The organism is Lentzea sp. NPDC059081, from assembly GCF_042738015.1.
Classification (GTDB): Bacteria; Actinomycetota; Actinomycetes; order Mycobacteriales; family Pseudonocardiaceae; genus Lentzea.
This window is the reverse complement of the sequence record NZ_JBHYGW010000004.1, coordinates 400,870-426,855: the sequence shown is the minus strand read 5'-3', so window position 1 is coordinate 426,855 and position 25,986 is coordinate 400,870. Positions and strand designations below refer to the sequence as shown.

Below are 25,986 nucleotides of genomic sequence, written 5' to 3'. Positions count from 1 at the left end.
CCACATCGCGGCCCACACGCACCCCCGTTACCTTGCCAGTGACGCACGCCACACCACGACGAGAACCCGTCCGCCGCCCCCAGCGTCTTGCGGAGTGTGAGAGCCATCCGGGGTGAGCCGGCCGACCTGGACGAGGAGCAGCTCGTGCGTCGTGTCGCACGGGGTGATCGCCGCGCCTTCGAGGAGCTGTACCGGCGCACCTCGCCGTGGCTGACGATCAGGTTGCGCAGGCGGTGTTCGGACGACCAGGTCGTGGCCGAGGTGCTGCAGGAGACCTACCTGGCGGTGTGGAGGGCGGCGGACGCGTTCGCCGGGGCCTCGGCCGGCGGGAGTGCGGTCGGGTGGTTGTGGACGATCGCGGCTCGGCGGTTGATCGACGCGTTCCGGCGGCGGGCGCACCACGCGGCGCCGCCCGCGGCTGCCGCGCCGGACCTCTCCTCTCCCGCTGCCGAGGACGCCGTGCTGCACGACGTGGTGGGCGACGAGGTCGGGGACGCGTTGCGCAGGCTGGCGCCGGAGCTGCGGCAGGTGTTGCAGGCGATGGTGCTCGACGGGCTGTCGGTGCGGGAGACGTCGCTGCTGCTCGGCGTGCCGGAGGGGACCGTGAAGACGCGGGCCCGGCGGGCGAGGATCGCGATGAGGGAGGCACTGGCATGACGCACCATCCCGGCGACCTGTTGCTGAGCCGGTACGCGCGTGGTGACGACGACATCGCGGCCGATGAGCTGTGGGCGGTCGAGTCGCATCTCGAGACCTGTGCGCCGTGCCGGGGCAGGCTGAGTCCCGAGCCGATCGCACAAGCCGTGTGGGCGGACCTCGAACCGATGCTCGACCGCACGCCGCAGATGCCGAGGGCGAAGCGGCGGCTCACCGGGTGGGTCTCGCCCGCGGCCGGGCCGTGGCTCGCCATGCTGCTGCTCGTCACGGCCGCCGCGGTGGCGCTCGACCAGCTCGCCGGTGCGGGCAACGTGTCGGTGGTGCTGCTGATCGCGCCCGTGCTGCCGGTGCTCGGGGTCGCGGCCTCGTGGAGCCGGGCGCTGGATCCCGCCTACGAACTGATCGCCGCAACCCCGCGCGCGGGGTTGCCCTTGGTGTTCCGGCGCACGGCCGCGGTGCTGGCGGTGGTGGTGCCGGGGCTGGCGGTCGCGGGTCTGCTGACGGGCGTCGACCTCACCCGCTGGCTGTTGCCGTGCCTCGCGTTCACGGTCGGCACGCTCGCTCTCGGCACGCTCGTCGGGATCACCCGCGCGGCCGTCGCGCTGACAGCGGCCTGGGCCGTGGCGATCGTGGCGCCGACGATCGCGTTCAGCCGGATGTCCGCTGTGCTCAACGAGAACACCACACCCGTGTGGGCCGCCATCCTCGCCGTGGGACTGCTCGTGATCGCACGGCGCAGGATGGCCTTCACCCGCCTGGAGGCGACCCGATGACCGCGCCCACCACCTACGCCTGGGAGATCGAGGCCCGCGACCTGGAGGTGAAGGCGGGCAGGCGAAAGGCCGTCGACGGCGTCACGCTGACGCTGGGCCGCGGCGTGCACGGGCTGCTGGGTCCCAACGGCGCGGGCAAGACGACCCTCATCCGAGCGCTCGCGACGGTCCTGAAACCGAGCGCGGGCACGCTGTCCCTGCTCGGCGAACAAGATCTCCGGCGGGCCCGCCGCAAGATCGGGTACCTCCCGCAGGAGTTCGGGCACTACCGGCGGTTCACGGTGCGCGAGTTCGTCGCGTACGTGGCGTGGCTCAAGGAGATGCCGGACCGCGAGATCCCTGCCGCCGTCCAGCGCGCCGTCGACCGGGTGGGTCTCGCCGACCGCGCCGACGACCGGATGAGGACGTTGTCCGGCGGCATGATCCGACGGGCCGGCATCGCGCAGGCGATCGTCAACGACCCCGAGGTCCTGCTGCTCGACGAACCCACTGTCGGCCTGGATCCCGCGCAACGGCTGAGGTTCCGCGAACTGCTGACCGAGCTGGGCTCCGACGCGTGCGTGGTCGTCTCCACCCACCTGGTCGAGGACGTCGCCGCCGCCTGCACGGACGTGGTCCTGCTCAGTGCGGGAAAGCTCGTCTTCCAAGGCACTCCGGCCCAGCTCGCCGCGGCGGGCACGGCGGAGCACCCCGGCGACAGCCCGCTGGAACGGGGCTACAGCGCGCTGCTGGCGTTCCCCGGCCGCCCCGGCACGTGGTGACCGTCCACAAAGGATGTGCTCCGAGTCACAGCGAACGGAGAACCGGACGAGCGATCCCGTCGTCTTGCCGGTCGTACGCGGAACTGACTTGAAGGAGAACAGGATGCGGGCGATCGAAGCCGACAGCCTGGTCGTGCGGGTGGGCGGGCGCGGCGGCCGCAACGCCGTCGACGGGCTGGACCTGAGGCTCGGCCAGGGCGTGCACGGGCTGCTCGGCCCCAACGGCGCGGGCAAGACGACGCTCATCCGGACGCTGGCGACGGTCCAGAAACCGAGCGCGGGCACGCTGTCGCTGCTCGGCACCCCGATCGGCGGCAGGCTGCGGCCGGTCCGGCGCCGGCTCGGGTACCTGCCGCAGCACTTCGGGTTCTACAAGCGGTTCAAGGTCCGGGAGTTCGTGGAGTACCTGGCGTGGCTGAAGGAGATGCCGGCCAAGGAGATCCCCGGCGCCGTCAACCGGGCGCTGGACCGGGTCGGGCTGGCCGACCGCGCCGAGGACAGGATGAAGTCGTTGTCCGGCGGCATGGTCCGGCGCGTGGGCATCGCGCAGGCGATCGTCAACGACCCGGACGTCCTGCTGCTCGACGAACCCACCGTCGGACTGGATCCCGCGCAACGGCTGAGGTTCCGCGAACTGGTGGCGGAGCTGGGCAAGCGGTCCTGCGTGCTCATCTCGACGCACCTCGTCGAGGACGTCGCGGCGGCCTGCACGGACGTCGTGCTCGTGTCGGAGGGTTCCCTCGTGTTCCAGGGAACGCCGAAAGACCTCGTCGACGCGGGAACGAGCGACCACGTGGGCGACAGCCCGATCGAACGCGGCTACTCGGCACTGATCAGCGCGAAGTCCGGGGGTGCCTGGTGACCGGCTTGCGCATCGAACTCCGGCGCTCCACCGCGCTCTGGGCCGGGCTGGTCGTCCTCGCGGCCGGCACCGGCATGCTGGCGCTCGTCACGACGGAACACGCGCGCTGGAAGGGCAACTCCACCTCGGCACTGCTGGAACTGCGCCTGCCCATCGCCTACGTGTGGGCGCTCGTCGTCGGCCTGGCCGTCTTCCAGGGCATGCGGGACAACCGCGCGCGGGTGACCGAGCTGTTCACCGCCACGTCCCGGCCGGGCTGGGTCCGGCTCGGCACGCTCGCGACGGCGGTGGCGGGCGTCGTCGCCGTGGCCGCGGCGCTGCTCTGCGCGGGGCTCGTGGCCAGGGTGGCGCTGGGCGGCGGGTTCGTGTCGGCCGGGTTCGTGCCGCTCATGCTGACCGTGGTGCTGGCGCTCGCGTCGAGCGTCCTGGTGGGGCTCGCGATCGGGCGGATGCTCCCCCACCCGCTGACCGTGCCGGTGTCGCTGGTGGCGACGTTCATGCTGGCGACCACGGCCGGGCAGGCGCTGCAGGTGGACTCCCCCGGCGCCGAGATCCCGCGGTTCGCCCTGCTCACGCCCGTCTTCGACCCGCCGAGCTCGGACCTCGTCACCACGTCGACGTCCGTGGACCTCGGCCAGGTCGTCTGGTTCACCGGCCTCGGCGTGACGGGGTTCCTGCTGCTCGTGTCGCGGACGGTCGCCGCGAAGCTGGTGGCGTTCGTCCCGGCGGGGCTGGCGGCGGTCCTCGCCCTGGCGGTCCTGCCCGCGAAGTTCTCCGACGTGCTGGTGACCGACTCGTTCGCGGGAAAGCTCGTGTGCGACGGCCCGGTGTGCCTGAGCCGGGTGCACGCGGACGCGCTGCCCACCGTGGCCGCCGTGGGCGAGGAGGTGCTGGCGAAACTCGCGGTGCTGCCCGACGCGCCCACGGAGATCCGCGAGGACACCTCGGCGATGGCTCATCTCTCCGCGCCCCGACGCGGCAGCGGGGTGGTCTACCTGCCCTCGCAGGGCTACCCCAGGGTGTGGGAGCTCTCCCCCGGCCAGCTGCGGCTGGAACTGCTCGCCGGGGCGGGCGTGCCGGGCTGCGCCGCCCCGAACACGAGCGACTCGCGGGAGGGCACGGTGCGCCTGCTGACCGCCGGCTACTTCAACGGCGGCCTGACGGAGCTCGCCACCGAGAGGTACGTGTGGGGCAGCTCGGAGCTGCGCGCCGGGGTCGAGTCCGCCTGGCAGGCGCTGCGCAGCCAGCCGGCGCAGGAGCAGCTGGACCGGGTCGCGAAGGCGCGGAGCATGCTGCTGACGTGCCAGGACTCCGAGTCCACCCTCGCGGTCCTGGCGGCACGATGAGGGCCCTCGCGCTGTATGCCCGGTCGCGTGGACTACCTGCCGCGGTCGTCGCACTGCCCGTGGTCGTGCTGGCGGCGTGGTCGGCCCTGCACGACCCGTGGACCGCGATCAGCGCCTCGCTGACGGCACTGGCCGCGGTCCTCGTGGTCACGGTCGGTCTCGCGGGCCAGGACCCGGAGCTGGACGGCTCGACGGCGGTCCCGTGGCCGGCGTGGCGGTTCGGGCACCTGCTGCTGGCCACCGCACTGGCCGCCGTCGCGGTGCTCCTGGCCCAGGCGCTCGGCGACGCGCCGTCCGACGTGGCGTTCGTCCTGCGGGACGCGGCCGGGCTGGCCGGTCTCGCCGGACTGGCGGCGACGGTGGCGGGTGCCCGGCTGGCGGCGGCCGCGCCCGTGCTGTGGTGGGCGGTGAGCGCGATCATGCCGCCGGGCGACTCGCTGACCTGGCGCATCGTCACGTGGCCTGCCGGGGCGTCGGACGACCCGGTGACGAGGTGGACGGCCGTCGTGCTGTTCGCCGCCGGGATCGCGGCCTACACGGCACGCGGTGCGCGGCGCTGAACCGACCACGGCGGATGTCCGTAATCCACCTATGTGACCCGCTTCGCCCTCGTCGTGCTGCTCGCTCTCGGCGCCTGCTCCGCCCCACCGGCGGAGGACGCCCGGGAGGAGGCGGCCGGCCCGGTGGCGGGACCGGCCCAGGTCCTGCCGGGTGACATCGCGAAGCTGCAGGTCCTGGACTCGCAGGCCGGCCAGGTGCTCGCCGACCGCGAGCACTACACGCTCTACCTGAACACCCAGGACGGCACGAACCCGCCCAAGCCGACGTGCGTCGAACCCGAGTGCACGCTCGTGTGGCCGCCCCTGCTGGCGGCGGGCGGCAAGTTCGAGGCGCCGGGCGTGGACCCGTCGCTCCTGGGCACGGTGAAGCGCCCGGACGGGCTGGAGCAGGTGACCGTCGGCGGCCACCCGGTCCACCGGTACGTCGACGACGAGGCCGCGGGTGACATCACCGGCCACGGCGTCGACGACCGCTGGTTCGCCGTCGGGCCGAACGGGGCCCCGGTCTCGAAGTAGGGCCGGAACCCGGTCCTGACGAAACGTCACCCCCACGACACCCACCGGAACCGGCTGCCCCGCGGGTAGCCGGTTTGTCGCGTTCGCGAGGGTGAAAACCGCTTCTCAACCGATTCGTTTGTACCGGAAATCGAGAAACCGGTATCGCGCGGAACCGGTTTCAGGTATCAACTGTGAGAGCGCTCCCATAGACGCTGCCGCCGCACGAGCCCTCTCGGAGACCACATGGATCGCGACGACGTGCCCTACCTCGACGCCACGCTGCCCACCGCGGAGCGGGTCGCCGACCTCCTCGGCCGCATGACGCTGGCCGAGAAGGTCGGGCAGATGATGCAGCTGGACTCGAGGGAGGACCTGGACGACCACGTGCTGCGCAAGCACGTCGGCTCGATCCTGCACACCTCGCCGGAACGAGTGCTGCGCGCGCAAGACCTCACCACGCAGACACGGCTGCGCGTTCCGCTGCTCATCGCCGAGGACTGCATTCACGGCCACTCGTTCTTCGAGGGCTCGACGATCTTCCCGACGCAGCTGGGCATGGCCGCGACCTGGGACACCGGCCTCGTCGAGCAGGTGGCACGCGTGACGGCGGTCGAGGCGGCGGCGACGGGCGTGCACTGGACGTTCTCCCCGGTGCTCTGCATCGCCCGCGACCTGCGCTGGGGCCGGGTCGACGAGACGTTCGGCGAGGACCCGGTGCTGATCGGCGAGCTGGCGGCGGCCATGGTCCGCGGCTACCAGGGCGACGGCCTGACCGACGAGACCGCCATCCTCGCCACCGCGAAGCACTTCGCCGGCTACTCGGAGACCCAGGGCGGCCGGGACGCGAGCGAGGCGGACCTGTCGCGGCGCAAGCTGCGGTCGTGGTTCCTGCCGCCGTTCGAGAAGGTCGCGCGCGAGGGCTGCGCCACGTTCATGCTCGGCTACCAGACGACCGACGGCGTGCCGATCACCGTCAACTCGTGGCTGCTCGACGAGGTCCTGCGCGGCGAGTGGGGCTACCAGGGCACGCTCATCACCGACTGGGACAACGTCGGCCGCATGGTCTGGGAGCAGAAGCTGCAGCCGGACTACGCGCACGCCGCCGCGGCCGCCGTGAAGGCCGGCAACGACATGATCATGACCACCCCGCAGTTCTTCGAGGGCGCGCTGCAGGCCGTCGAGGACGGGCTGCTGGCCGAGTCGGACCTCGACCGGGCCGTGACCCGCATCCTCACGCTCAAGTTCGACCTCGGCCTGTTCGAGAACCCGCGCAGGCCCGACGCCGAGCGGCAGCGCACGATGATCAACCACGACGACCACGTGGCGCTGAACCTGCAGGTCGCGCGCCGGTCGCTGGTGCTGCTGCGCAACGACGGCGTGCTGCCGTTCGCCCGCTCCAAGGGCAGGATCGCGGTCGTCGGCCCGCTGGCGGACGACGCCCAGACGCAGCTCGGCGACTGGGCCGGCTCGTCCGGCCAGGCCGACTGGCTGCCCACCGGCCACCCGCGCGAGATGATCACCACCGTCCTGGACGGCCTGCGCGAGCTGTCGTCGCAGGAGGTCACCCACGCCCGCGGCGCCGACATCCTGACGCTGGAGCCGGACCCCGAGGGCGACACGTTCCCCGACGGCCAGCCGCGCCCGCCGGTCGTGAAGCCGTGCGCGCCGGACGCGAACCTGATCGCCGAGGCCGTCGCCGCCGCCGAGGACGCGGACTACGTGGTGGCCGTGGTCGGCGACCAGATCGAGCTGGTCGGCGAGGGTCGCTCCACCGCCACGCTCGACCTGATCGGCGGCCAGATCGCGCTGCTCGACGCGCTCGCGGAGACCGGCAAGCCGCTGATCGTCGTGCTGCTCGCGTCGAAGCCGCTGGTCCTGCCCGACTCCGCCCGCAACGCCGCCGCGCTGCTGTGGGTGGCGAACCCCGGCATGCAGGGCGGCCGGGCGATCGCCGAGGTGCTGCACGGCCTGGTCGAGCCGAGCGGCCGGCTGCCGATCTCGTTCGCGGCGCACGCGGGCCAGCAGCCGACGTACTACAACCAGATCCGCGGCCAGCACGGCACGCGCTACGCCGACCTCACGCAGGAGCCGGCGTTCGTCTTCGGCGAGGGCCTGTCGTACACGACCGTCGAGTACGGCGACCTGCACGTGGAGACGGCGGTGCTGCGCCCGGACGAGACCGTCAAGGCCTCGATCGAGCTCACGAACACGGGCTCGCGGCCGTCGCGGGAGACCGTGCAGGTCTACGTCAGCGACGCCGTCACGTCCGTGAGCTGGGCGGACAAGGAGCTCAAGACGTTCACGCAGGTCGACGTGCAGCCCGGCGAGACCGTGAAGGTCGACCTGGAACTGCCCGTGTCGGACTGCACGATCGTCGACGCCGCCGGCAACCGGGTGGTCGAGCCCGGCGAGTTCGTCCTGCTCGTGGGTCCGAGCTCGAAGGACCTGCGCCGGGCCGAGTTCACCGTAAAGCCACTGCCTTGAAGGGGCCGGGCACGATCGTGAGGTAGCGGGGAGGCACCTCCACCGCCCTCGTGATCGCCTTCTTCACCGCCGGGACCAGGTCCGCGTCGACGAGCGCGACCGCGGGCCTGCCCGGCGGGTCGACGAGCATGCTCGCCCCGCGCGCCCCGGCGGCCAGCGCGGCGTAGACCACGGCGTTCTGCTCCGGGTCGGGGTCCTGGGCGTGGTGGTAGGCCGTCAACGCCGCCCCGAGGTCCTCGGTGCGCGGCGTGTACGGCCGTTCCCCCTGCGGTTCGGAGCGCCGGATCCGCGTGTCGACGACGAGCAGCCGCTGACCCGGCAGGTCCAGCTCGAACGCGGGAGCGTCCTCGGGCGGGTCACCGGCCAGGTCCGCGAGCGCCAGCGCGACCGCCGTCCGCAGGGCCTCGCCGGCGGACAGGCCGCTGCCCTGCGGCAGGTCGACGCTGCACATCAACGCCGCGCCACCCGTCGCGTCGACCCCCGCCGCCCACGCCGGGACGTCGTCGGACGGCAGCAGCGCGCGTTCGGTCGGCCGGTTCACCGACACCAGTTCGAGCAGGCCGTCGTCGCGCTTGTCGCCCGCGACGATCGCGCCCCACTTGGCGGGCACCTTGACCGCGCCCCCGAGCAGGTTCAGCACGCCGGGCGCGTACCAGACGCCCTGCGCGGGCCTGCCGAACGTGCGGCGGAACGCGTGCGGCACCAGCCGGAGCTCCGGCGCGATCTCCGGCCGGTCCGCGATGTCGATCATGACGCCTCAGCCGCTTCTTTCCGGGCCAGGAGCCGGTACGCGTTGCCGTTGCCGGTGCGCTTCGCCAGGAACCGGTTCACGGTCTGGTCCAGTGCCATCGCCACGAAGAACGCCGGGATGCCGAGCGACCACACCAGGAAGCTGCGCGTCCGGCGGAGCCTCACCCGCTCGGGACGCCACGGCGCGGGCGTGCGCGGCGCGATGTTGCCGAGGAACAGCAGCAGCGCGAGCGTGAAGTCGTTGCACAGGTGGGCTTCCGCGCGTTCGGTGGCCACGGTGGTCATGCCGCGGTCGGCCAGCGCGTGCTCCAGGTTGCCGATCGGCATCATGTGCTGGTGCTGCGGCTGGAACCACGGCATCCAGTACTGGCCGAAGAGCTTGCCGAGCCGCCACTCCGGGTCCGGCAGCTCGATCAGCAGGTAGCCGCCGTCGGGCAGCACGTCCGCGGCGATGTCGAGCTCCTCCCACGGGTCGCGCACGTGCTCCAGGTAGTGGTGCATGGAGATCACGTCGTACCGGCCCTTGAGCTCGCCCGCGAAGTCCTTGAAGCTGCCGCGGTACGACTGCTCGATCCGGCCGAGCCGCGCCGCGTCCTCGATGGCCGCGCCCTGGTCGAGCCCGTCGAACCGGGTCTGCGGCAGGACCTCCTTGGCGCCCAGGCAGAAGTGCGCGTGCCCGGAGCCGACGTCCAGCCACCGCTCGGGTTTCGTGAACGGCTCGACCATCCGCGCCCGGCCGTAGTACGGCTCGGTCTTGCCGGAGAACACCGCTTCGGCCGACGTCTCGCCCAGACCGTCGTAGAAGTCGCGGTAGTAGAAGCCGAGCCCCTCCTCGGACAGCCGCGGGTTCTGCCAGACGTGTCCACATCGGACGCACCGGTCCATCGTGAACGTGCCGGGCTTGCGCTGCACCAGGTCGTGCGCGGTCACCCAGAGCCGGAGGTCCTGGCTGCCGCACGACGGGCAGGTGTCGCGCCGCGACTCGTGGAAGTTGCGGTCGCGGTTCTCCTCGTACCAGGGCGCGGCCTGTTCGAGATGCGCGGCCTGGCGCTTCTCGGCGGTGGACTTCTTGCCGCCGGACGTCTTGAACCACAGGTACGGCGTCCGCAGCACCCGCGGCACCCACAGGTCACGCGGCCGCAGCGGCGTCCCGGCGAAGACGAGCAGCGGGTGCGCCGAGTAGGCGACGAGCGCGCCGAGTCCCCACCGCCAGTCGGTGGCCAGCGCGCCGATGACGGCCGCGTAGCCGATGACCGAGCCCGCGATCCACAGCGACGGCCGCTTTCCCAGCTGCCGCAACGTGGCCGCGCGGTAGCCGAGGTCGTACGGCCCCGCCTTGAGCCCCGGCGCGACCGCGATGTCGACCGTCGCCCGCACGTGGTCCTTGACCCGCCGGACGTACGCGACGAACTCGGTGGGGTCGTCGGCGTCGACCTCCTCGGCGTACTCGTCGCGCACCAGCACGGCCTGCGAGGCGCTGATGCCGCGCGCCCACTGGTCGTCGCGGTACTTGCCGGGGTCGACCGCGCCGAGCAGGTCGAGCGCGGCGACCGTCGGCAGGTCGCGCGGCACGAGGTCGACGAGGTCCGCGTCGGTCTCCCACGACCCCTCGGGATGCACGCCCGTGGCGTTGAGGAGCTTGTGCTCCCCCACTCCCTGCGCGAGCACCCGCAGTTTCGACGCGCGGGAACGCAGGCGCAGCACGTCCAGCAGGACGACCACGACCACCAGCACGGTGAGAATCACCCGGCCACCACCTTCTCCAGTCGGTCGGCCGCGGCTGCCGCGCCGCCCGCCGCCAAGAACGAGTCCCGCACCAGTCCGGCGGCGGCCGCGTACTCCGGCTCGTCCAGCACGGACTCGACCGCACTGCGGATGTCCACGGCCCGCGCCCGCGAGTACGTGAGCCGCACCCCGGCACCGGCGGCCACCACCTGTGCCGCGACGGTCGGCTGGTCGTCCCGGATCGGGGCCACGACCAGCGGCAACCCGTGCGCGAGCGCCTCGCAGACCGTGTTGTGGCCGCCGTGCGTGACGACCGCGTCGAGGTGCGGCATCAGCGCGAGCTGCGGCACCGACGGCAGCATCAGCACGTTGTCGGGCGCCGGTCGCGGATCGGCCACCATCACGACCTTCAGCTCCAGGTCCGCCACCGCTTCCAGGGCCTGGCCGAGGAAACGCTCGCCGGCGGGGCCGTTCAGCGTGCCGAGGGAGACCAGCACGTGCCGCGCGTCCACGCCGTCGCGCACGAGCCACTCCCAGGGGAAGTCCACCCGCTCCACCCGGTGGCTCAGCGCCGGGCCCACGAAGGCCACCTCGTCGCCGAAGTCCTGTCCCACCAACGCCTTCGAGCTGTAGACCAGCACCAGCCGGTCGGAGAACCGGACATCGCCGCCCGCGAAGTCGTGCAGCAGGTCGCGCACCCACGCGTCGACCTTCGGCATCGTCCTGAGCGGGTTGACGAGCTCGGCGGACGTGCTGGCCGACGTGACCCACGGCAGTCCGGCCTCGCGCGCCACCACCGGTCCCGCCAGCGCCTGCTGGTCGGCCACGACCACGTCCGGGGCGAACAACGTCACGGCGTCCGAGACCCCCGGCAGCATCGAGTGGCCGAGCGGGACCAGGAACTCCTCCCAGAAGAACTTGAGCACCGCCATCCCGCGCAACGCGAGCCACCGCTCCCGCTTCGCGCGGATGTCGGCCTCCAGCACGTCGTCGATCGCCGGGAAGATCACCGCGCCGTCCGGCAGGAGGGGTGCGAGCGTGCCGGAGTGGCCGACCCACGCCACGTCGTGCCCGCGCGCCAGCAGCTCGCCGCCGACGGACGCGGTCGGGTTGACGTGGCCGGTCAGCGGCGGCACGACGAACAGGAACCGGCTCATGACGGCAGCCAGTCGAAGAGCACGTCGAGCAGTTCGGGCGTGGCTTCCCGCAACACCGTGTGCCCGAGGCCGTTGACGACGTGCAGACGGCAGGACGGGATGCGTTCCTGCAGCTCGGCCGCCGCGCCGATCAGCTCGGACTCGCTGCCGTACACGCCGAGCACCGGGCAGCGGACCTGCGTGAGGTCGAGCTTGGCGCCGGAGCCGAGGTCGTCGATCAGCGTGGTGCCGTTGAGCAGCGCGTTGGCGTTCACCGCGAGCTTCGCGATCTTGCGCTGGCCCAGGGCCATCAGCTGGTCCTGCGTGCGGTCGAACTCCAGGCCCAGCGCCGCGACCGTCAGCGTGTTGGTGATGTCCTCGAACCACGCGTCGCCGACCACTCCCCCGACGGCCGACTCGACGAGCACGACACCGCCGACCCGTTCGGGGGCCTGCACGGCCGCGTGCATCGCGACGACACCGCCGTAGCTGTTGCCCAGCAGGAAGACCGGCTCGGTCACGCCGATCTCGTCGAGCACCGCCACGAGGTCGTTCGCGCTCTCCTCCGGCGTGTACCCGGTGGGCGGCCGTTCGGACAGGCCGTGGCCGCGCAGGTCGAACAGCACGGTGCCGAACCCGGCCTGGGCCAGCGGTGCGGCGAGCGTGTAGTAGAAGCTCGACAGGTTGTCCATCACCAGGCCGTGCACGAAGACCACGGTCGGCGCCTGCTCGGGCCCGAGCCGCTGCACGTGGAACCGCAGCCCTCGGGCGTGGACCTCAGACACGGGCCGTGATGTGGTCGACGAGCCGGCCCACGGACATCGCCATGATCTCGTCGATGTCCATGTCCGCGAGGAACGCCACGAGGTCGACGCCGTAGTGCGCGTTGAGCTTGTCCGCCAACGCGACGAACTCGATCGACTCGAGCCCCAGGTCGTCGCTGAACGTGGTGTCGCGGGTGATCTCCACGCCCAGCAGGAAGTCCGGCCCGACCACCTCGGTGATCAGCTTGGCCACCTGCCGCAGCACCTCGTCCATCAGTTCTCCGTTCGCACGCGGGCCGCGGCTCCGCCTCGGTCCGACACGACTTCGACCCGCGGCACGGCGAAGGCGCCGCGCACCTTCCCGTCGGCGGCCACGGTCAGCTCCACCGGGAAGACCGGTCCCGCTCCACGGCTCCACAGCCACGCGCGCACGGCGTCCTTCGCCGCGATCACCCGCAGCAGCCAACCGCGTTGCGCCGGCACGTCCAGTCCGCCGTAGTGCCTGCGCTCGGCGGAGTTCAGGTAGCGGCGCATGATCAGGTCGCGGGTGGCGCTGTCGGACCAGTTCTCCCGGACGCGCAGCCACTCCTCGTCCTGCACCGACAGCATCTCGGTGCCGGGCTTGAGCTTGACCTGCCAGATCCGGTCGTCCGTGGTGAACCGGCGGGTGGTCCACCCGGTGATCCGGCACCACAGCACGCCGTCCACGGTCAGCTCGGCATCGGCGACCATCGTCTGGGCGGTCACCTCGCGGATCCACGCCGTGCAGTGGACGTCGCCGGTCGGCGCCGGTCCGTGGAACGTCACCTGCTCGATCCCGGTCGGCAGCACGGTCTGGTCCACGGTGTGGCAGACCTGCATCCAGTGCCCGATCAGCTGGCCGGCGCTGTCGAGCAACGCTCCCGGCGCGGGCAGCGGCGTCAGCACACCCGCGATTCCGTTGTCCGCCAGGCACTCGATCTTCGTGACGCCCGCGAACGCCGGTCCGTGGAACATCCAGTTGTCCGTGTACAGCTCCTCGGCCGACACCGGTGGCGTGCGGACGCCCTGGAGTTCCCGGTCCACGCGCTGGAGCGGTTGCGGCGCCATCAGCACGACGCCCTCGGCGAAGTCACCGACCTTGACGAGAACGTCCTGGCCGTGTGCGCGGGCGGAGACCTTGGCGGTGGTCGCGGGCAGTGCGGTGAGCCAGCGCTTGGCCCTGACCTGCGCGAAACCGTGCACGGTGCCGCCGGTGAGCTTACGGGCCGCGTCGGCGAAGACCTCCAGCAGGCCGGTCGCGGGGACGATCGGGAACCCGTCCTCCAGATCGGGCCAGCCGAGCGGTTGCGGGAAGACGGAGTGGTCGACCAGCTCGGGCATGGTGCGCAACGAGAACTCGCGCGAGAACTCGGCCTCGGCCGGAGAAGAATCACGCTGCCTGACTCCACCGCCAAGGCCGCGTGCCGCACCGATCACTTCCCGCGCCACGGCGTTCGTGTGTGCGAGCAGCTTGTTCACCGCCGCCGACATCGGACCGTCGTCCACCGCCGGCACGGGTTCGGCGGCGAGCGGTTCGACTGTGATCTTGGGCGTGCCGAGCCGCAGCTTCACGCGGTGTGCCGTCCCGCGCTTCAACCCGAACGCCCACAACGCCTCCGGCGCGATGTCGGAGCTGACGGCGAGGTGCGGGCGGTCCGACAGCGTGTCGCCGACGAACCCGGGCAGGCTGCCCTGTCCGATCTGGACGAACGCGCGGAAGCCCTCGCGGTGCAGGCGTTCCAGCAGCGGCCGGAACTTGACGGGCTCGACGAGGTGGCGCAACACCAGGTCGCGGACCTCACCTGCGGCCATCGGTTCGAGCGAGTTGGCCGACCACACGGGGACGTCCGGCGTGCGGACCGGCAGCTGGTCGAGCATCTCCCGCGCGCGGCCCAGGTACGGGGCGAGCGCCGGGGTGTGGAAGCCCGTCCGGAACGGCATGAGCTGCGCCATCACGCCGGCGGCCTTGAGCGTCGCGACGACCTCTTCGAGCCGGTCGAGCGGGCCGCAGATCACCGACTGGTGCGGGCAGTTGTCGTGGCTGATCGTGACGCCGTCGACGAGGTGCCGCGCGGCGGTGTCAGCCGAGCACCCCAGTGCGGCGTAGGCGATGTCGACGACGGCGACCGCGCCGGGACCGAGCGCGGCGACGAACTCGTCGATCGTCGGGTAGATGCCGCCGACGACCATGGCGGTCCACTCGCCCATGCTGTGCCCGGCGAGCGCGCCGGGCGTGATGCCGAGCGCCATCAGCTCACGGGCCTCGCGGCGGCCGTCCTGCAGCAGCGCGACGGCGTGGTCGACGACCTCGCCGGTGAACTCGCGTTCGAAGCCGGGGAACAGGAACGCGACCTGGTCCGTGCTGGTCACCAGTGGTTCCGGGGAGAACCAGATGTCGTGGCGGCCGGGCCACGCCTTGCCCTGGGCGAGCACGCGTTCGGCCAGCTTGAGCTTGCGGTCGTCGGGGTTGCCGATGGCGAGCCGGAACGCCCGGTCGGCGCTGGAGGTCCGTCGCTCCTTCAGCGCCGCGGCCAGTTCCTCGGCAGTGTCGGCGGCGAACGTCAGGACGGGCTTGCGCGGCTTGGCGACGGTGTGGCCGTCCAGGACGGCGTGCGCGTTGATGCCGCCGAACCCGAACGCGTTCACCACGGCGCGGTGCGGGCCTGTCCACTCGCGGGCGGTCGTCACCGGCGTGAACCTGGTGCCGCACAACGCCGAGTGCGGTTCGGAGACGTGCAGCGTGGGCGGCAGGGTGTTGTGGTGCAACGCGAGCGCGGCCTTGATCAGCCCGGCCATCCCGGCGGCGGGCATGGCGTGGCCGATCATCGACTTCACCGTGCCGATGCCGATCTCGTCGCCCTCGCCGCCGAACGCGTTGATCATCGTCTGCAGCTCGGCGGCGTCACCCGCGGGCGTGGCCGTGCCGTGCGCCTCGATCAGGCCGGGTCCGTCGGCAAGCGGGTCGAGACCGGCGCTCTCCCAAGCCCGTTGCACGGCGAGGAGCTGGCCTTCCGGGTTGGGCGTCATCATGCTCGTGGCACGGCCGTCGCTCGCGGTGCCGATGCCGCGGATCACCGCGTAGACGCGTTCGTCGCCGACGTCCTCAAGGCGCTTCAGCACGACCATGCCGACGCCCTCGGACAGCAGCGTGCCGTCGGCCGAGGCGTCGAACGGCTTGATGCTCTCGGTCGGGCTCAACGCCCTGAGCTGGGTGAAGACGCTCCACAACGTCGGGTGGTGGCACACGTGCACGGCACCGGCGAGCATGGCGTCCGCGCGGCCCTCCTGGAGCTCGCGGACGGCGTGCTCGACGGCGACGAGCCCGGACGCGCAGGCCGCGTCGACCGTGTAGGCGGTGCCCCGCAGGTCGAACCGGTTGGCGATGCGCGACGCGGCGAGGTTCGGCACGAGCCCGATCGACGCCTCCGGCTGCTCCGGCCCGAGCTTCTCCCGGATCGCCTCCCGGACGGTGTCGAGGTCCGCGCCGGCGAGAGCGGGGAACAGGTCGCGCACCACCGAGACGACCTCGTCGGCGAGCCGCACCCGCTGGTCGAGCCGGGCGCAGCCGGGCGTGAGGTACCCGCCACGGCCGACGACGACGCCGACGCGGTCCCGGACAGGCAGGACCGCCTCGCCGCCCGCGTCCGCGATGGCCTCCGCGGCCGTGGCGAGGGCGAGCAGCTGGTCGGGCTCCGCGCCGTCCACAGTGGACGGCATGATGCCGAACCTGGTCGGGTCGAACTCCGCGAGGTCGTCGACGAACCCGCCGCGGCGGCAGTAGAACCGGTCGCCGCTCGTGCTGTCCCGGTCGTAGTAGGTCGCCGGGTCCCAGCGGCCGGGCGGGATCTGCCCGATGGCGTCGACGCCGCCGGCGATGTTGCGCCAGAACGTCGTCGCGTCGGGGGCACCGGGGAAGACGGCGCCGATCCCGACGATCGCTACGCCTCCCATCGGTAGACCACCTGGACGTCGTCACCGGCCGCGATCTCGGCGAGCAGCGCGTCCACGCCCTGCCGCGGCTCGATCAGCGGGATCCCGCGCCGCGCGTACTCGTCGGCGAGCCCGACTGCCATGCCGGCGCCGGCCCAGGGGCCCCAGTCGACGGCGACGACCCGCCGGTGCGCGCCCCAGAACCGCGCCATCCGGTCGAGCGCGTCGTTGGCGGCCGAGTAGTCGGCCTGCCCGCGGTTGCCGAACACCCCGCTGACGCTGCCGAACAGCACCAGGAACCCGTCGCCGAACGCCTTGGCGCCGTTGACCTTCGTCGCCCAGACCCGGTCGAACGACTCCTGCGTCTTGGCCTCGATCAGCTTGTCGTCGAGGACGCCCGCGCCGTGGATCACGCCGTCGATGCGCCCGAACCGCGCCTTGACGTCGTCGAGAACCCTGCTGACGGCCTCGGCGTCCGTGACGTCGCATTCGTGGTAGCGCACGCTCGACGCGGTGGCGCGCAACCGTTCCATGGTCTGCCGGACCTCGCGCTCGGCGAGGACCTTGCGGGCCTTGGCCGGGACGTTCTCCTTCTCCCCCAGCTCGAACAGCGCCTTCACCAGCTCGGGTTCGGTGGTGGCGTGAGCGAGCCGGTGGTCCTCGGCGGCGATCGGGGTGCGGCCGACGAGTTCGACGTGACAGCCGGTGCGCTCGGCGAGTGCCGTGGCGGCCAGCGCCGTGATCCCCCGTGCTCCGCCGGTCAGCAGCACCACGCTGTCGGCGTCGAGGGCGAGCGGCCGCGGCTCCAGATCGGTGGCGATCGCGTCGATGACCTGCCGTTTGCCCGCCTGGTAGCCGACGACGGCCGGTCCGGGCCCGATCTCGGCGAGCAGGGCGGTGGCGATGTCGCGGTGGCTTTCCTTGGTGTTGACGTCGACCGCGCGGACGACGAGGTCCGGGTACTCCAGCGCCGCGGTGCGGACCAGGCCGTGCAGCCCGATGTCGCCGGGCAGCTCGTCGGGCTGGTGGTCGAAGCCGAACGTGCCGCCGCCCGCGGTGACCACGACGAGCGCGACCCCGGTGGTGACACAGGCTTTGACCTCGCTGAACGCCTCCGGCAGCCGCGCGCCGAGCCGGACCACGACGTCGATGCCGCCGAGGTCGGCGGGGAACGACGGCTCGATGCGCGGCCGGGCGGTGTGGCGTTCGAGGAGGTCGGCGAGCTCGAGGCCGATGCCGTTGTCGTCGACGATCAGCACGGTCTTGCCGGTGAGGTCGACCGCGGCGGCCGGTTCCGCGGGGACGACCCGGGGAACGAGCCGGACCAGCCGGCCGCCCTTCGGAGCTTCCAAGGCAGGCTCCGGTGCGGTCAGGGCCGGTGCGGTGGTGTCCCCGAACCAGCCCACGATCCCGTCGATCGTCTTGAGCTGTGCCAGGTCGTCGACCGATCCCGACGCGCCCAGCTCGGCCACCAGCTCGCCGACGATCTCCGCGCGCTTGATCGAGTCGATCGACAGGTCCGCTTCCAGGTCCAGGCCCGGCAACAACATCTCGGCCGGGTAGCCCGTGCGGGTGCTGATGGTCCGCACGACGACCGCCCGCACGTCCTTCACCGGCGCGCTGGCCGGGGCGGACGTGCCGAACCAGCCGACGATGCCCTCGATGGTCTTGAGCTGCGCCAGCTCGTCCACCGAGCCGGACGCGCCCAGCTCCGCGACCAGCTCGCCGACGATCTCGGTCCGCTTGATCGAGTCGATCGACAGGTCGGCTTCGAGGTCGAGGCCCGGCAACAACATCTCGACCGGGTAGCCGGTGCGCGTGCTGATCGTCCGCAGCACGACCGCCCCGACGTCCTCCTGGGGCTCGTCCTGGTGCTTTTCCGGGGAGACCACCACGACGGCCTGCTCGATCACCTGCGTCACCGGTGCGGCCGGGGCGGCGGGCGCGGTGCCGAGGTAGCTCAGCAGCACGTCGCGCTGGGCGCTGACCGCGTCCCGCATGCCGTCCAGGAACTTCTCGATGATCTCGTCGCGGCCCAGCCCCGCGCCCACGCGCAGAGTCGGGAACTCGGTCGCGGGCCGCAGCCCGCCGGGCAGTGCGTCGCCGTTCGCGTCCCGCACGAGACCTCCATCGACGTACCAGCGGGCCCGCGGCGGCACGGCCGTCGCGGGTTCGGCCCTGTCCTCGAACAGCGGTGCGGCGTCCACCTCGACCCCGGCGGCCGCGAGCTCCGCCAGCGTGCGCAGGAACGTCACGTGGTCGTCGCAGCGCAACGCCTGGTGCGGGCGGTCGCCGAGGGTCTTGCCCACCAGCGACGTCAGGACGCCGCCCGGTCCCGCCTCGACGAAGATCCGGGCGCCCGCCGCGTACATCGACTCGACCTGGTCCACGAACCGGACCCGTCCGGCGAGCTGTGCGGACAGGCCGTCGCGCACGTCCTCGTGCGGCTGCGCGGCCACGTTCGACCAGACCGGAAAAGCCTTCTCCCCCAACGACATCGCCGCGAGCCGGGCCGCGAACCGGTCGCGGGCGCCGGCCATCAACGGGCTGTGGAACGCGGCGGCGACCGGGATGTTCCTGACCGACAGCCCCGCTTCCCGGAGCACGTCGACGGCGCGGTGCACGGCCGCGGTAGGGCCGGAGATCACGACCTGGTCCGGCGCGTTGTGGTTCGCCACCACGACATCCGCCGGCAACAACGCCTCGACGGCGTCCAACGGTGCCGAGACTGCCGCCATCGTGCCGGGGTCCTCACCGACGGCGTCGAGCATCGCCTCGGCCCGCGCGGCGCTCAGCTCCAGCAGCTCCTCGGGCCCGAACACCCCGGCCGCCGACAGCGCGACCAGTTCGCCGTAGCTGTGTCCGCCGGCCAGATCCGGCCGCACATCGACGGAGTCCAGCAACGCGGTGACCATCAGCCCGGCGATGCCGAGCGCGGGCTGGGCGTTGCGCGTGTCGGTGATCTCCGCGCGCTGGCGTGCCACGTCGTCGGCGGTCAGCGCGGCCGGCGGGTACATGACGCGCTCGTACCGCTCGTCGAGGAAGTCCTGCAGCCGCGGGAAAGCGGTGACCAGGTCGAGCAGCATGCCCGGCCGTTGGCTGCCCTGGCCGGGGTAGAGGAACGCGACCTTCGGCCGTTCTCCTCCGCGCAGCCGCACGACCTCCGATGGACGCCACGCCTCGACGTCCGCCAGCGCCTTCAGCAGGCTCTCGTGCGTGCTGACCACGAACGCAGCCTGGACAGGACCGTCTCCGCAGGCCGCGGCCAGCGAGCGCAACGGCACCCGCGGGTCGGCCAGCGACCGCAGCCGGGCCGCTTCCGCGCGTGCCGCACCCTCGTCGGCACCGCGGACCAGGAACAGCTCGGCCGGCCAGACGGTCAGGCCGTGGCGCGGTTCGTCCGCGCCGGTGTAGCCGGAGAGGACGGTGTGGAAGTTCGTGCCGCCGAACCCGAACGCGCTCACGCCCGCGACCCGGTCGCTGCTCGCCCACGTGCGGTGACCGAACGAGAACGGGCTGGTCGCGGCGTCCCAGAAGGCGTTGGGCTGTTTGACGTGCAACGTGCCGGGCCGGACTCCCGTGTGGACGGCCAGCGCCGCCTTGATCACGCCCGCGAGGCCGGCGGCGCACTTGGTGTGGCCGATCTGCGACTTCACCGAGCCGATCGTGCAGGTGCCGGGCTCGACGCCGGCGAACATCCCGGTCAGCGACGCGAGCTCGGTCCGGTCGCCCACCACGGTTCCGGTGCCGTGCGCCTCGACCAGGCCGACACTCTCGACCGGCAGTCCCGCCGACGCGTAGGCCCTGGTCAACGCCCGTTGCTGGCCTTCTGGTCGTGGGGCGGTGAGGCCGCGAGCCCTGCCGTCGCTCGACGCGCCGATGCCCTTGATCACCGCGTAGACCCGGTCGCCGTCGCGTTCGGCGTCGGCCAGTCGCTTGAGCACCACGGCCGCGACGCCCTCGCCGAGTGCGATGCCGTCCGCTTCCGAGTCGAACGTGGCGCAGCGGCCCTGGGCGGACAACGCCTTCACCGACGCGAACATCTGGTAGTCGTGGGCGCTGTTGTGCAGGTCGACCGCGCCGCACAGGACCATGTCGCTGGTGCCACCGACCAGCTCCTTGCACGCCACGTCGAGCGCGGCGAGGCTCGATGCGCAGGCGGCGTCGACCGTGTAGTTCGCGCCGCCGAGGTCGAGCCGGTTCGCGACCCGGCCCGCGATCACGTTGCCGAGCACGCCGGGGAACGAGTCCTCGGTCAACGCGGGCAGGTGGTCGTCCAGGCCGCGGATTCCCAGTGCGGGCAACGCGGTGCGCACGGTGTAGGCGTTCGCGAGGTCCGCACCGGCCTCGGCTCCGAAGATCACCGACGTGCGTTCGCGGTCGAACACCCGCGTCTTGTAGCCGGCGTCGTCGAGTGCCCGCGCGGACACCTCCAGCGCCAGCAGCTGCGCGGGTTCGATCGAGGTCAGCGACGCGGGCGGGATGCCGTAGGCGAGCGGGTCGAACTCCGTGCGCGGGAGGAACCCGCCCCACCGGTACGGGCTGTCGTAGCGCTCGGGTGACCAGCGGTCCGGCGGGATCTCGGTGATGGAGTCGGTGCCGGACAGCACGTTCGCCCAGAACTCGGCGACGTCCCGCGCACCGGGCATGATCGCCGCCATGCCGACGATGGCGACGTCGAGCGGTGCCGTCTCGACGGTGCCGGCGCCGGTCTCGGGCAGCACGCCGGAGACGATGTCCTCGTGCAGCCGGGCGATCGTGGTCCGTTCGGACCGCAGGGTCGCGACCTGGCCGATCATGAACATGCCCTCGCGGCGCTGCTCGTCCTCGCCGACCTCCTCCAGGCCGTTCTCGCCGCGCACGAGGCCGCGGCTGGCGAGCCGGAGCCGTCCCAGGTTGAGCTGTTCGAGCCGTTCCCAGCTCTCCTGCTTCGACAGTCCGGTCAGCTCGGCGCGCGCCTGCTCGAAGGTGTCCACATAGGACGTCTGCGCGCAGCGGACGGCGTGGCCTGGCGAGGTCTCCAGCAGCGCGGTGTCCTCGCACTCCAGCGCGACCTGCTGGAACACGGGCTGGATCGCGCCGTGCTCGACGGCCTCCTCGGTGAACAGGTAGGCCGTGCCGACGAGGACGCCGACCGACGCGCCCCGTGCCGCGATCGGCGCGGTCATCGCGGAGATCATCGCGGCCGAGCGGGCGTCGTGGATGCCGCCGGCGAACAGCGCGACGACGTCCTTCTCACGCCCGCGCAGCACGTCGATCTGCTGCTGCCACAACGTGAAGCTGGTGCGCGGACCGGTGTGCCCGCCGCACTCGGAGCCCTCGAAGACGAACTTGCGCGCGCCCTCGTCGAGGAACCGGCGCAGCAACGCGGGCGACGGGACGTGCAGGAACGCCTCGATCCCGGCGTCCTCCAGCTCCCGCGCCTGCGAGGGGGTCCCTCCGGCGACGATCGCGTACCGAGGCCGCACCGCCAGCACTGCCGCCATCTGCCGTGCCCGCAGCTCGGGCGGCGCGAAGCCCAGCAGACCGACGCCCCATGGCAGGTCGCCCAGCTTGGCGGCGGTCTCGTCGAGCAGGGCGCGGACCGCGTCGCCCTCCATCAGGGCCAGCGCGAGGAACGGCAGCGCCCCTCCCCCGGCGACGGCCGCGGCGAACGCGGGCTGGTCGCTGACGCGCGTCATCGGGCCCTGGGCGATCGGGTAGCGCAAGCCGGGAACGGCGTCGCAGAACGGCCCGCCGGCCCGGATCGAACGGTGCTCACCCGCCAGGGTGAGATTGTCCTGAATGCCCCGCGCAATGGCACCGACCACACCACCGACGGTCCCGAACGAGGTACGGTTCAATTCAGCGAAGGAACCTTCTTGACCAATTTCGAGCGCGTTCTGCCGAAGATGCACACGCACTCCGTCGCGCACAACGGTGTCGGCGCCGTCCATCGCCCTGAGCGCGTTGACAAATTCGCCGGAAATATGTTTCCGCACTTCGGCGACGAGAGCGAGCTGCCCTTCCAGCACCACCCCGCGCGCACCACCGGCGACCGCCGCCGCGGCCGTGTCGGGCCCGATCGACCCGGCCACCCAGACCGGCAGATCGGTCAGCGCGAGCACCTGCTGGAGCAGCACGAACGCGGGTGACCCACCCACTCGGCCGCCGGACTCGGCACCCTTCGCGATCAGGCCGGCCGCACCGAACTCGATCGCCGCAACGGCCTCCGCCACCGAGGTGACCACCGCGAGAACGCGACGTTCGCCCAGCTCAGACCTGTCGGGCCGGTAGTGGGTGAGATCGACGACCACGGTGTCGACGGCATCGGGCAGAGCGCCTCTGACCGGTCCGTGCAGCCGCACCCCGAACGCGCGCGGATGACGCGCGGCGACGCGGGCGAGATCGGCGGCGGCGTTCGGCCCGAGGTCGAGCACACCGAGTGCGCCCGCTCGCTCGGCCGCGACCACGAGGGCCGGGTTGGGGGTGCTGAGAGGACTCAGGCACAGCACCCGTTCTCGATCCGACGGCATGTCCACTGCGCTCACTTCCTCACCCTGCAGGGGTGGGGAGAAAGGAATTCAGCTCGGGTTACTACTGGCCGGTACGGTTAGTGCTTGGTCACCGTACGCACAGATCGGAGGTGCCGTCGAGAGGGGTAGTGAAACTTTCTCATCTACGTAACCTGACGAATGGCCCCAGATGGCGGGGACCATTACGCCGGTTCGCGGATGGCGCTGTGTGCTATGGGTTCGGGGTGCTGCGGGTTCGGGGGCCGGGGGTTCGGGCGAGCACCTCCGTAACGTCCGCGCGGATCGCGAGCGTCCGCCCCGTGAGATCACCGGGCACCTCGGCGCGGTCGCGGCTGATCCGCACGAGCCGCGCCCCCGGCAGTGCGCGCACCACCTGCTCGACCAGCCGGCGCACCACCGCGGGCGTGCTCCACCCGGCGCCGATCTCGATCACCAGCACGCGCCGCCCCCGCCGCACCGCGGGCACGACGGCACCGCCGAGGTCTCTCCTGGCGAACCCGTTGCGCTCGAACAGACCGTCCACAGTGGATGGCACCACCGAGTGGTCGTACCCCGCGGCGGCGGACGGTCCGCGCGACTCAGAACAGCCCGTTGGCGTGCGGCAGGTCCGCGGGGATCGGCGCGATGACGTCCCAGTGCTCGACGATCCTGCCGCCGGCCACGCGGAACAGGTCCCAGTACGCCACCGGGTCGCCGAACTCCCCCTCCGACTGCAGCAGCACGAGGTCGCCCTCCGCCACGACGTTGTGGATGGTCTTGTAGACGAGGTTCTTGCCCTCCGACGCCCACCGGGCGGCCGCGGCGCCGAACCCGTCCAGGCCGTCGGCGGCCTCCGGGTTGTGCTGCAGGTAGGTCTCGGTGGAGATGTAGTCGGTCAGGACCGAGTAGTCGGCGTCCTGGAGAATCCGCTGGGCGAACTCCAGCACCAGAGCGCGGTTCTGCTCCGTGTCCGCGTCCGCGGGCCCGGCCTGTCCGTCCGTCTGGGACCGTCCGCTGGCGGTCTGCTCGACCACGGGCGTGAGCGCGTCCCAGTGCTCGGCGAGCTTGCCGTCCCGCACGCGGAACAGGTCGAAAGCGACCAAGGGCTGGGGGCCGAAGCCGTGGTAAGTGCCGTGCAGGGCGACGAGATCACCGTCGGCGATGACACGGGCCGGTTCGTAGCGGAAGCCCTCGGGAAGGCCGGTGACGAGACCGCGCAACGCCTCGGGTCCGTCGGCGGCGAGCGAGCTGTGCTGGCGGTAGTCCGGCGCGACCCAGCGGTCCACGGCGGACGGGTCCCGGTCGCCGAAGAGCTCACCGGTGGCCTTGAGCACGATGTCCTTGTTGTTCATGGCTGGAAGCATGTCCCGGCGGAGCACCGGGAACGAGGTAGGATCACGCCTCACCATGGTCAAAAGCGGACAGGTGGCGGAGTTCGGGTTCAGCAACCCCGACCGCGGCCGGCTCGGTCTCGAGGTGCTCGACCTCGCCGCACTCCGGCGCAGGCTCAGCGCGGACACGCTGACGAGGGTGCATCGCACCGACTTCCACCAGCTGTTCCTGATCACGTCCGGCGAGGCGGAGGTCATGGTCGATTTCGTGACCCACCACTGCGGGCCGGGCACGCTGCTGCACGTCGGCCCCGGTCGCGTGCTGCGCCTGCCGGCCGGCGACGCGGAGGCGTTCCTGGTGCTGCACACCCCGGCGTTCGCGACCCACTCGCTCACCCCGTTCGGACCGGTCCGGCACACCGTGCCGGAGGCCGACCGCGCGGTCTTCGTCCGTGCCGTGCAGGACCTCCGGCAGGAGTACCGCCGCAACCTGCTGACCAACGAGCCGCTGGACCTGCTCCGGCAGCTGCTGGGCGCTCTGCTGCTGCGCGTCGCGCGCCTGCCCGGTGACGCGCCCGCGCAGGCCGACGAGCGGTTCCATCGCTTCCAGCAGGAGCTGGAGCGCACGTTCGCCCGGTCGCGCAACGCCGCCGAGTACGCGGCGGCGATCGGCTACTCGGTGCGCAGCCTCAACCGCATCTGCCTGGCGGCGACCGGGCGGACGGCGAAGGCGCTGATCGACGCCCGCGTGGCGCTGGAGGCGAAACGGCTGCTCGTGCACACCGACCTGTCGTCGGCGGCGATCGGGCACCGGCTGGGGTTCAGCGAGGCCACCAACTTCACGAAGTTCTTCCTCCGGGAGACGGGCACGTCACCAGGAGCGTTCCGCCAGTAGCTGGTCGAGGACGTGCCGGGCGATCCCGGCGAGGAACGGGTTGGTGTCGCGGTAGTACGGCAGTGCGACCACCGCCATCTGCAACGCCCACCCGCGCGCCCGCAGCCAGGTGGCGTCGTCGAACTCGCGCAGCTCAGCCCGGAAACGCGCCCGCCCCTTCGCGTCCAGGAACAACCACGCGGTCATGAGATCGCCTGCCGGGTCGCCGACGCCGGCGGAGCCCCAGTCGACCACCCCGGTCAGCTCGCCCTCGGTGAACAACAGGTTGCCCCGGTGCAGGTCGGCGTGCAGCCACCGCCCGGGCCCCTCCCAGCGCGGCGCGTCGAGCACCTGCTGCCACAACGCGGACAGCCTCGGGTCACCGCCGAGCTCGGCGATGCAGGCCCGCACCTGCTCGTCGCTGTTCGAGTGATCGCGCCGCCCGCGGTAGGTGGTCCACTCCCGGCCACCGGCGTCGATCTCCTGCAACGCCAGGACGAACTCGGCGAGCCGGACGGGCGTGCTCTCCCGGACCTCGCCGATCGTCGAGATGTCACCGGGCAGCCACCGCACCACGGTCCACCGGAACGGGTACTCCTCGGAGGGCTCCCCCAGCACCAGCGGTTCCGGCACGGCGACCGGCAGGTGCGGGGCGAGCAGCGGCACGATGCCGAAGTCCCGCTCGGCCTCGTCCTTGGCCCACCCGATGCGCGGCAGCCGCACCGCCAGCTCGTCGCCGAGGCGGTAGAGGGCGTTGTTGGTGCCGCCGTGGCGCACCTGAGTGATGGGAAGTCCTCGCCAGCGCGGGAACTGCGAGCGGATCAGGGAGTCCACGAGGGACGCGTCCGTCGCGATCTCGCCCTGGTGCATCAACCACTCCCCCGCAGAACCGGTGTCGTCGCATGCAACACCGGGTCCGCGAGGGCGGGCAACTCCTTTTCGAACGGACATGCGCACCGGGGAAGCCGTGAGATGACGCCGGACCGGTGCGGTTCAGCCAAGAAGCGCGCCTCCGTCATG

Annotated in this window: 19 protein-coding genes; 9 read left to right on the top strand and 10 right to left on the bottom strand. The window is 72.1% G+C overall.

The features are described from left to right. Window positions 1-105: 105 nt before the first annotated feature. The 8 genes from ACFWV3_RS12485 (at window position 106) to ACFWV3_RS12450 (ending at window position 7,941) form a co-directional block, all read left to right on the top strand. Window positions 106-657 (top strand): RNA polymerase sigma factor, encoded by a 552-nt coding sequence (locus ACFWV3_RS12485; protein ID WP_382411333.1) that lies wholly within the window; start codon window positions 106-108, stop codon window positions 655-657. Next, the gene (locus ACFWV3_RS12480; protein WP_382411192.1) at window positions 654-1,430 is read left to right on the top strand and encodes a zf-HC2 domain-containing protein; all 777 of its coding nucleotides are present in this window, start codon (window positions 654-656) and stop codon (window positions 1,428-1,430) included. The genes ACFWV3_RS12485 and ACFWV3_RS12480 overlap by 4 nt, the downstream gene beginning before the upstream one ends. Continuing rightward, window positions 1,427-2,191 (top strand): ABC transporter ATP-binding protein, encoded by a 765-nt coding sequence (locus ACFWV3_RS12475; RefSeq protein ID WP_382411191.1) that lies wholly within the window; start codon window positions 1,427-1,429, stop codon window positions 2,189-2,191. Before ACFWV3_RS12480 ends, ACFWV3_RS12475 begins: the two co-directional genes overlap by 4 nt. 103 nt (window positions 2,192-2,294) lie before the next feature. After that, complete coding sequence (locus ACFWV3_RS12470; protein ID WP_382411190.1) at window positions 2,295-3,053, top strand: ABC transporter ATP-binding protein; 759 nt, start codon at window positions 2,295-2,297, stop codon at window positions 3,051-3,053. A 5-nt stretch (window positions 3,054-3,058) separates the two neighbouring features. Continuing rightward, on the top strand, window positions 3,059-4,399 hold the full coding sequence (locus tag ACFWV3_RS12465; protein ID WP_382411189.1) for a hypothetical protein: 1,341 nt from the start codon (window positions 3,059-3,061) through the stop codon (window positions 4,397-4,399). Then, window positions 4,396-4,959, top strand: coding sequence for a hypothetical protein (locus tag ACFWV3_RS12460; protein ID WP_382411188.1), 564 nt, complete (start codon window positions 4,396-4,398; stop codon window positions 4,957-4,959). Before ACFWV3_RS12465 ends, ACFWV3_RS12460 begins: the two co-directional genes overlap by 4 nt. A 33-nt stretch (window positions 4,960-4,992) precedes the next feature. Further along, window positions 4,993-5,475 carry a hypothetical protein gene (locus tag ACFWV3_RS12455; RefSeq protein ID WP_382411187.1) on the top strand — a complete coding sequence of 161 codons (483 nt, stop codon included), beginning with the start codon at window positions 4,993-4,995 and terminating at the stop codon, window positions 5,473-5,475. A 225-nt stretch (window positions 5,476-5,700) separates the two neighbouring features. After that, window positions 5,701-7,941, top strand: coding sequence for a glycoside hydrolase family 3 N-terminal domain-containing protein (locus ACFWV3_RS12450; protein WP_382411186.1), 2,241 nt, complete (start codon window positions 5,701-5,703; stop codon window positions 7,939-7,941). Here ACFWV3_RS12450 and ACFWV3_RS12445 read toward each other — a convergent pair. The 9 genes from ACFWV3_RS12445 to ACFWV3_RS12405 all read right to left on the bottom strand — a co-directional run bounded on the left by ACFWV3_RS12445 (window position 7,919) and on the right by ACFWV3_RS12405 (window position 24,113). Then, window positions 7,919-8,692: a hypothetical protein gene (locus ACFWV3_RS12445; RefSeq protein ID WP_382411185.1), complete on the bottom strand. Its 774-nt coding sequence runs from the start codon at window positions 8,690-8,692 to the stop codon at window positions 7,919-7,921. The two genes, ACFWV3_RS12450 and ACFWV3_RS12445, sit on opposite strands and share 23 nt — an antisense overlap. Further along, on the bottom strand, window positions 8,689-10,437 hold the full coding sequence (locus ACFWV3_RS12440) for a class I SAM-dependent methyltransferase (RefSeq protein WP_382411184.1): 1,749 nt from the start codon (window positions 10,435-10,437) through the stop codon (window positions 8,689-8,691). The genes ACFWV3_RS12445 and ACFWV3_RS12440 overlap by 4 nt, the downstream gene beginning before the upstream one ends. After that, complete coding sequence (locus tag ACFWV3_RS12435) at window positions 10,434-11,573, bottom strand: glycosyltransferase (protein ID WP_382411183.1); 1,140 nt, start codon at window positions 11,571-11,573, stop codon at window positions 10,434-10,436. The genes ACFWV3_RS12440 and ACFWV3_RS12435 overlap by 4 nt, the downstream gene beginning before the upstream one ends. Continuing rightward, window positions 11,570-12,337, bottom strand: a complete 768-nt coding sequence (locus ACFWV3_RS12430; protein ID WP_382411182.1) for an alpha/beta fold hydrolase — start codon at window positions 12,335-12,337, stop codon at window positions 11,570-11,572. Before ACFWV3_RS12430 ends, ACFWV3_RS12435 begins: the two co-directional genes overlap by 4 nt. Next, a complete protein-coding gene (locus ACFWV3_RS12425) occupies window positions 12,330-12,590 on the bottom strand; it encodes an acyl carrier protein (protein ID WP_382411181.1) in 261 nt (86 codons plus the stop codon). Before ACFWV3_RS12425 ends, ACFWV3_RS12430 begins: the two co-directional genes overlap by 8 nt. Further along, window positions 12,590-16,288, bottom strand: coding sequence for a beta-ketoacyl synthase N-terminal-like domain-containing protein (locus ACFWV3_RS12420; RefSeq protein WP_382411180.1), 3,699 nt, complete (start codon window positions 16,286-16,288; stop codon window positions 12,590-12,592). The genes ACFWV3_RS12425 and ACFWV3_RS12420 overlap by 1 nt, the downstream gene beginning before the upstream one ends. Then, on the bottom strand, window positions 16,276-22,797 hold the full coding sequence (locus tag ACFWV3_RS12415) for an SDR family NAD(P)-dependent oxidoreductase (protein ID WP_382411179.1): 6,522 nt from the start codon (window positions 22,795-22,797) through the stop codon (window positions 16,276-16,278). The genes ACFWV3_RS12420 and ACFWV3_RS12415 overlap by 13 nt, the downstream gene beginning before the upstream one ends. Window positions 22,798-22,993: 196 nt before the next feature. After that, a complete protein-coding gene (locus ACFWV3_RS12410; RefSeq protein WP_382411178.1) occupies window positions 22,994-23,317 on the bottom strand; it encodes a hypothetical protein in 324 nt (107 codons plus the stop codon). Between the two features lie 43 nt (window positions 23,318-23,360). Continuing rightward, window positions 23,361-24,113, bottom strand: coding sequence for a nuclear transport factor 2 family protein (locus ACFWV3_RS12405; RefSeq protein WP_382411177.1), 753 nt, complete (start codon window positions 24,111-24,113; stop codon window positions 23,361-23,363). Between the two features lie 55 nt (window positions 24,114-24,168). Here ACFWV3_RS12405 and ACFWV3_RS12400 point away from each other — a divergent pair, with 55 nt between their 5' ends. After that, window positions 24,169-24,987 (top strand): helix-turn-helix domain-containing protein, encoded by an 819-nt coding sequence (locus ACFWV3_RS12400; RefSeq protein WP_382411176.1) that lies wholly within the window; start codon window positions 24,169-24,171, stop codon window positions 24,985-24,987. Here ACFWV3_RS12400 and ACFWV3_RS12395 read toward each other — a convergent pair. Continuing rightward, window positions 24,964-25,836: an aminoglycoside phosphotransferase family protein gene (locus tag ACFWV3_RS12395; RefSeq protein WP_382411175.1), complete on the bottom strand. Its 873-nt coding sequence runs from the start codon at window positions 25,834-25,836 to the stop codon at window positions 24,964-24,966. The genes ACFWV3_RS12400 and ACFWV3_RS12395 overlap by 24 nt on opposite strands. Window positions 25,837-25,986 lie beyond the last annotated feature (150 nt).

Bases quoted from the DNA above. Each gene is read 5' to 3' on its own strand.
- ACFWV3_RS12480 (WP_382411192.1), top strand. From the start codon at position 654: ATGACGCACCATCCCGGCGACCTGTTGCTGAGCCGGTACGCGCGTGGT.
- ACFWV3_RS12475 (WP_382411191.1), top strand. From the start codon at position 1,427: ATGACCGCGCCCACCACCTACGCCTGGGAGATCGAGGCCCGCGACCTG.
- ACFWV3_RS12470 (WP_382411190.1), top strand. From the start codon at position 2,295: ATGCGGGCGATCGAAGCCGACAGCCTGGTCGTGCGGGTGGGCGGGCGC.
- ACFWV3_RS12460 (WP_382411188.1), top strand. From the start codon at position 4,396: ATGAGGGCCCTCGCGCTGTATGCCCGGTCGCGTGGACTACCTGCCGCG.
- ACFWV3_RS12450 (WP_382411186.1), top strand. From the start codon at position 5,701: ATGGATCGCGACGACGTGCCCTACCTCGACGCCACGCTGCCCACCGCG.
- ACFWV3_RS12445 (WP_382411185.1), bottom strand. From the start codon at position 8,692: ATGATCGACATCGCGGACCGGCCGGAGATCGCGCCGGAGCTCCGGCTG.
- ACFWV3_RS12435 (WP_382411183.1), bottom strand. From the start codon at position 11,573: ATGAGCCGGTTCCTGTTCGTCGTGCCGCCGCTGACCGGCCACGTCAAC.
- ACFWV3_RS12425 (WP_382411181.1), bottom strand. From the start codon at position 12,590: ATGGACGAGGTGCTGCGGCAGGTGGCCAAGCTGATCACCGAGGTGGTC.
- ACFWV3_RS12420 (WP_382411180.1), bottom strand. From the start codon at position 16,288: ATGGGAGGCGTAGCGATCGTCGGGATCGGCGCCGTCTTCCCCGGTGCC.
- ACFWV3_RS12405 (WP_382411177.1), bottom strand. From the start codon at position 24,113: ATGAACAACAAGGACATCGTGCTCAAGGCCACCGGTGAGCTCTTCGGC.
- ACFWV3_RS12400 (WP_382411176.1), top strand. From the start codon at position 24,169: ATGGTCAAAAGCGGACAGGTGGCGGAGTTCGGGTTCAGCAACCCCGAC.
- ACFWV3_RS12395 (WP_382411175.1), bottom strand. From the start codon at position 25,836: ATGCACCAGGGCGAGATCGCGACGGACGCGTCCCTCGTGGACTCCCTG.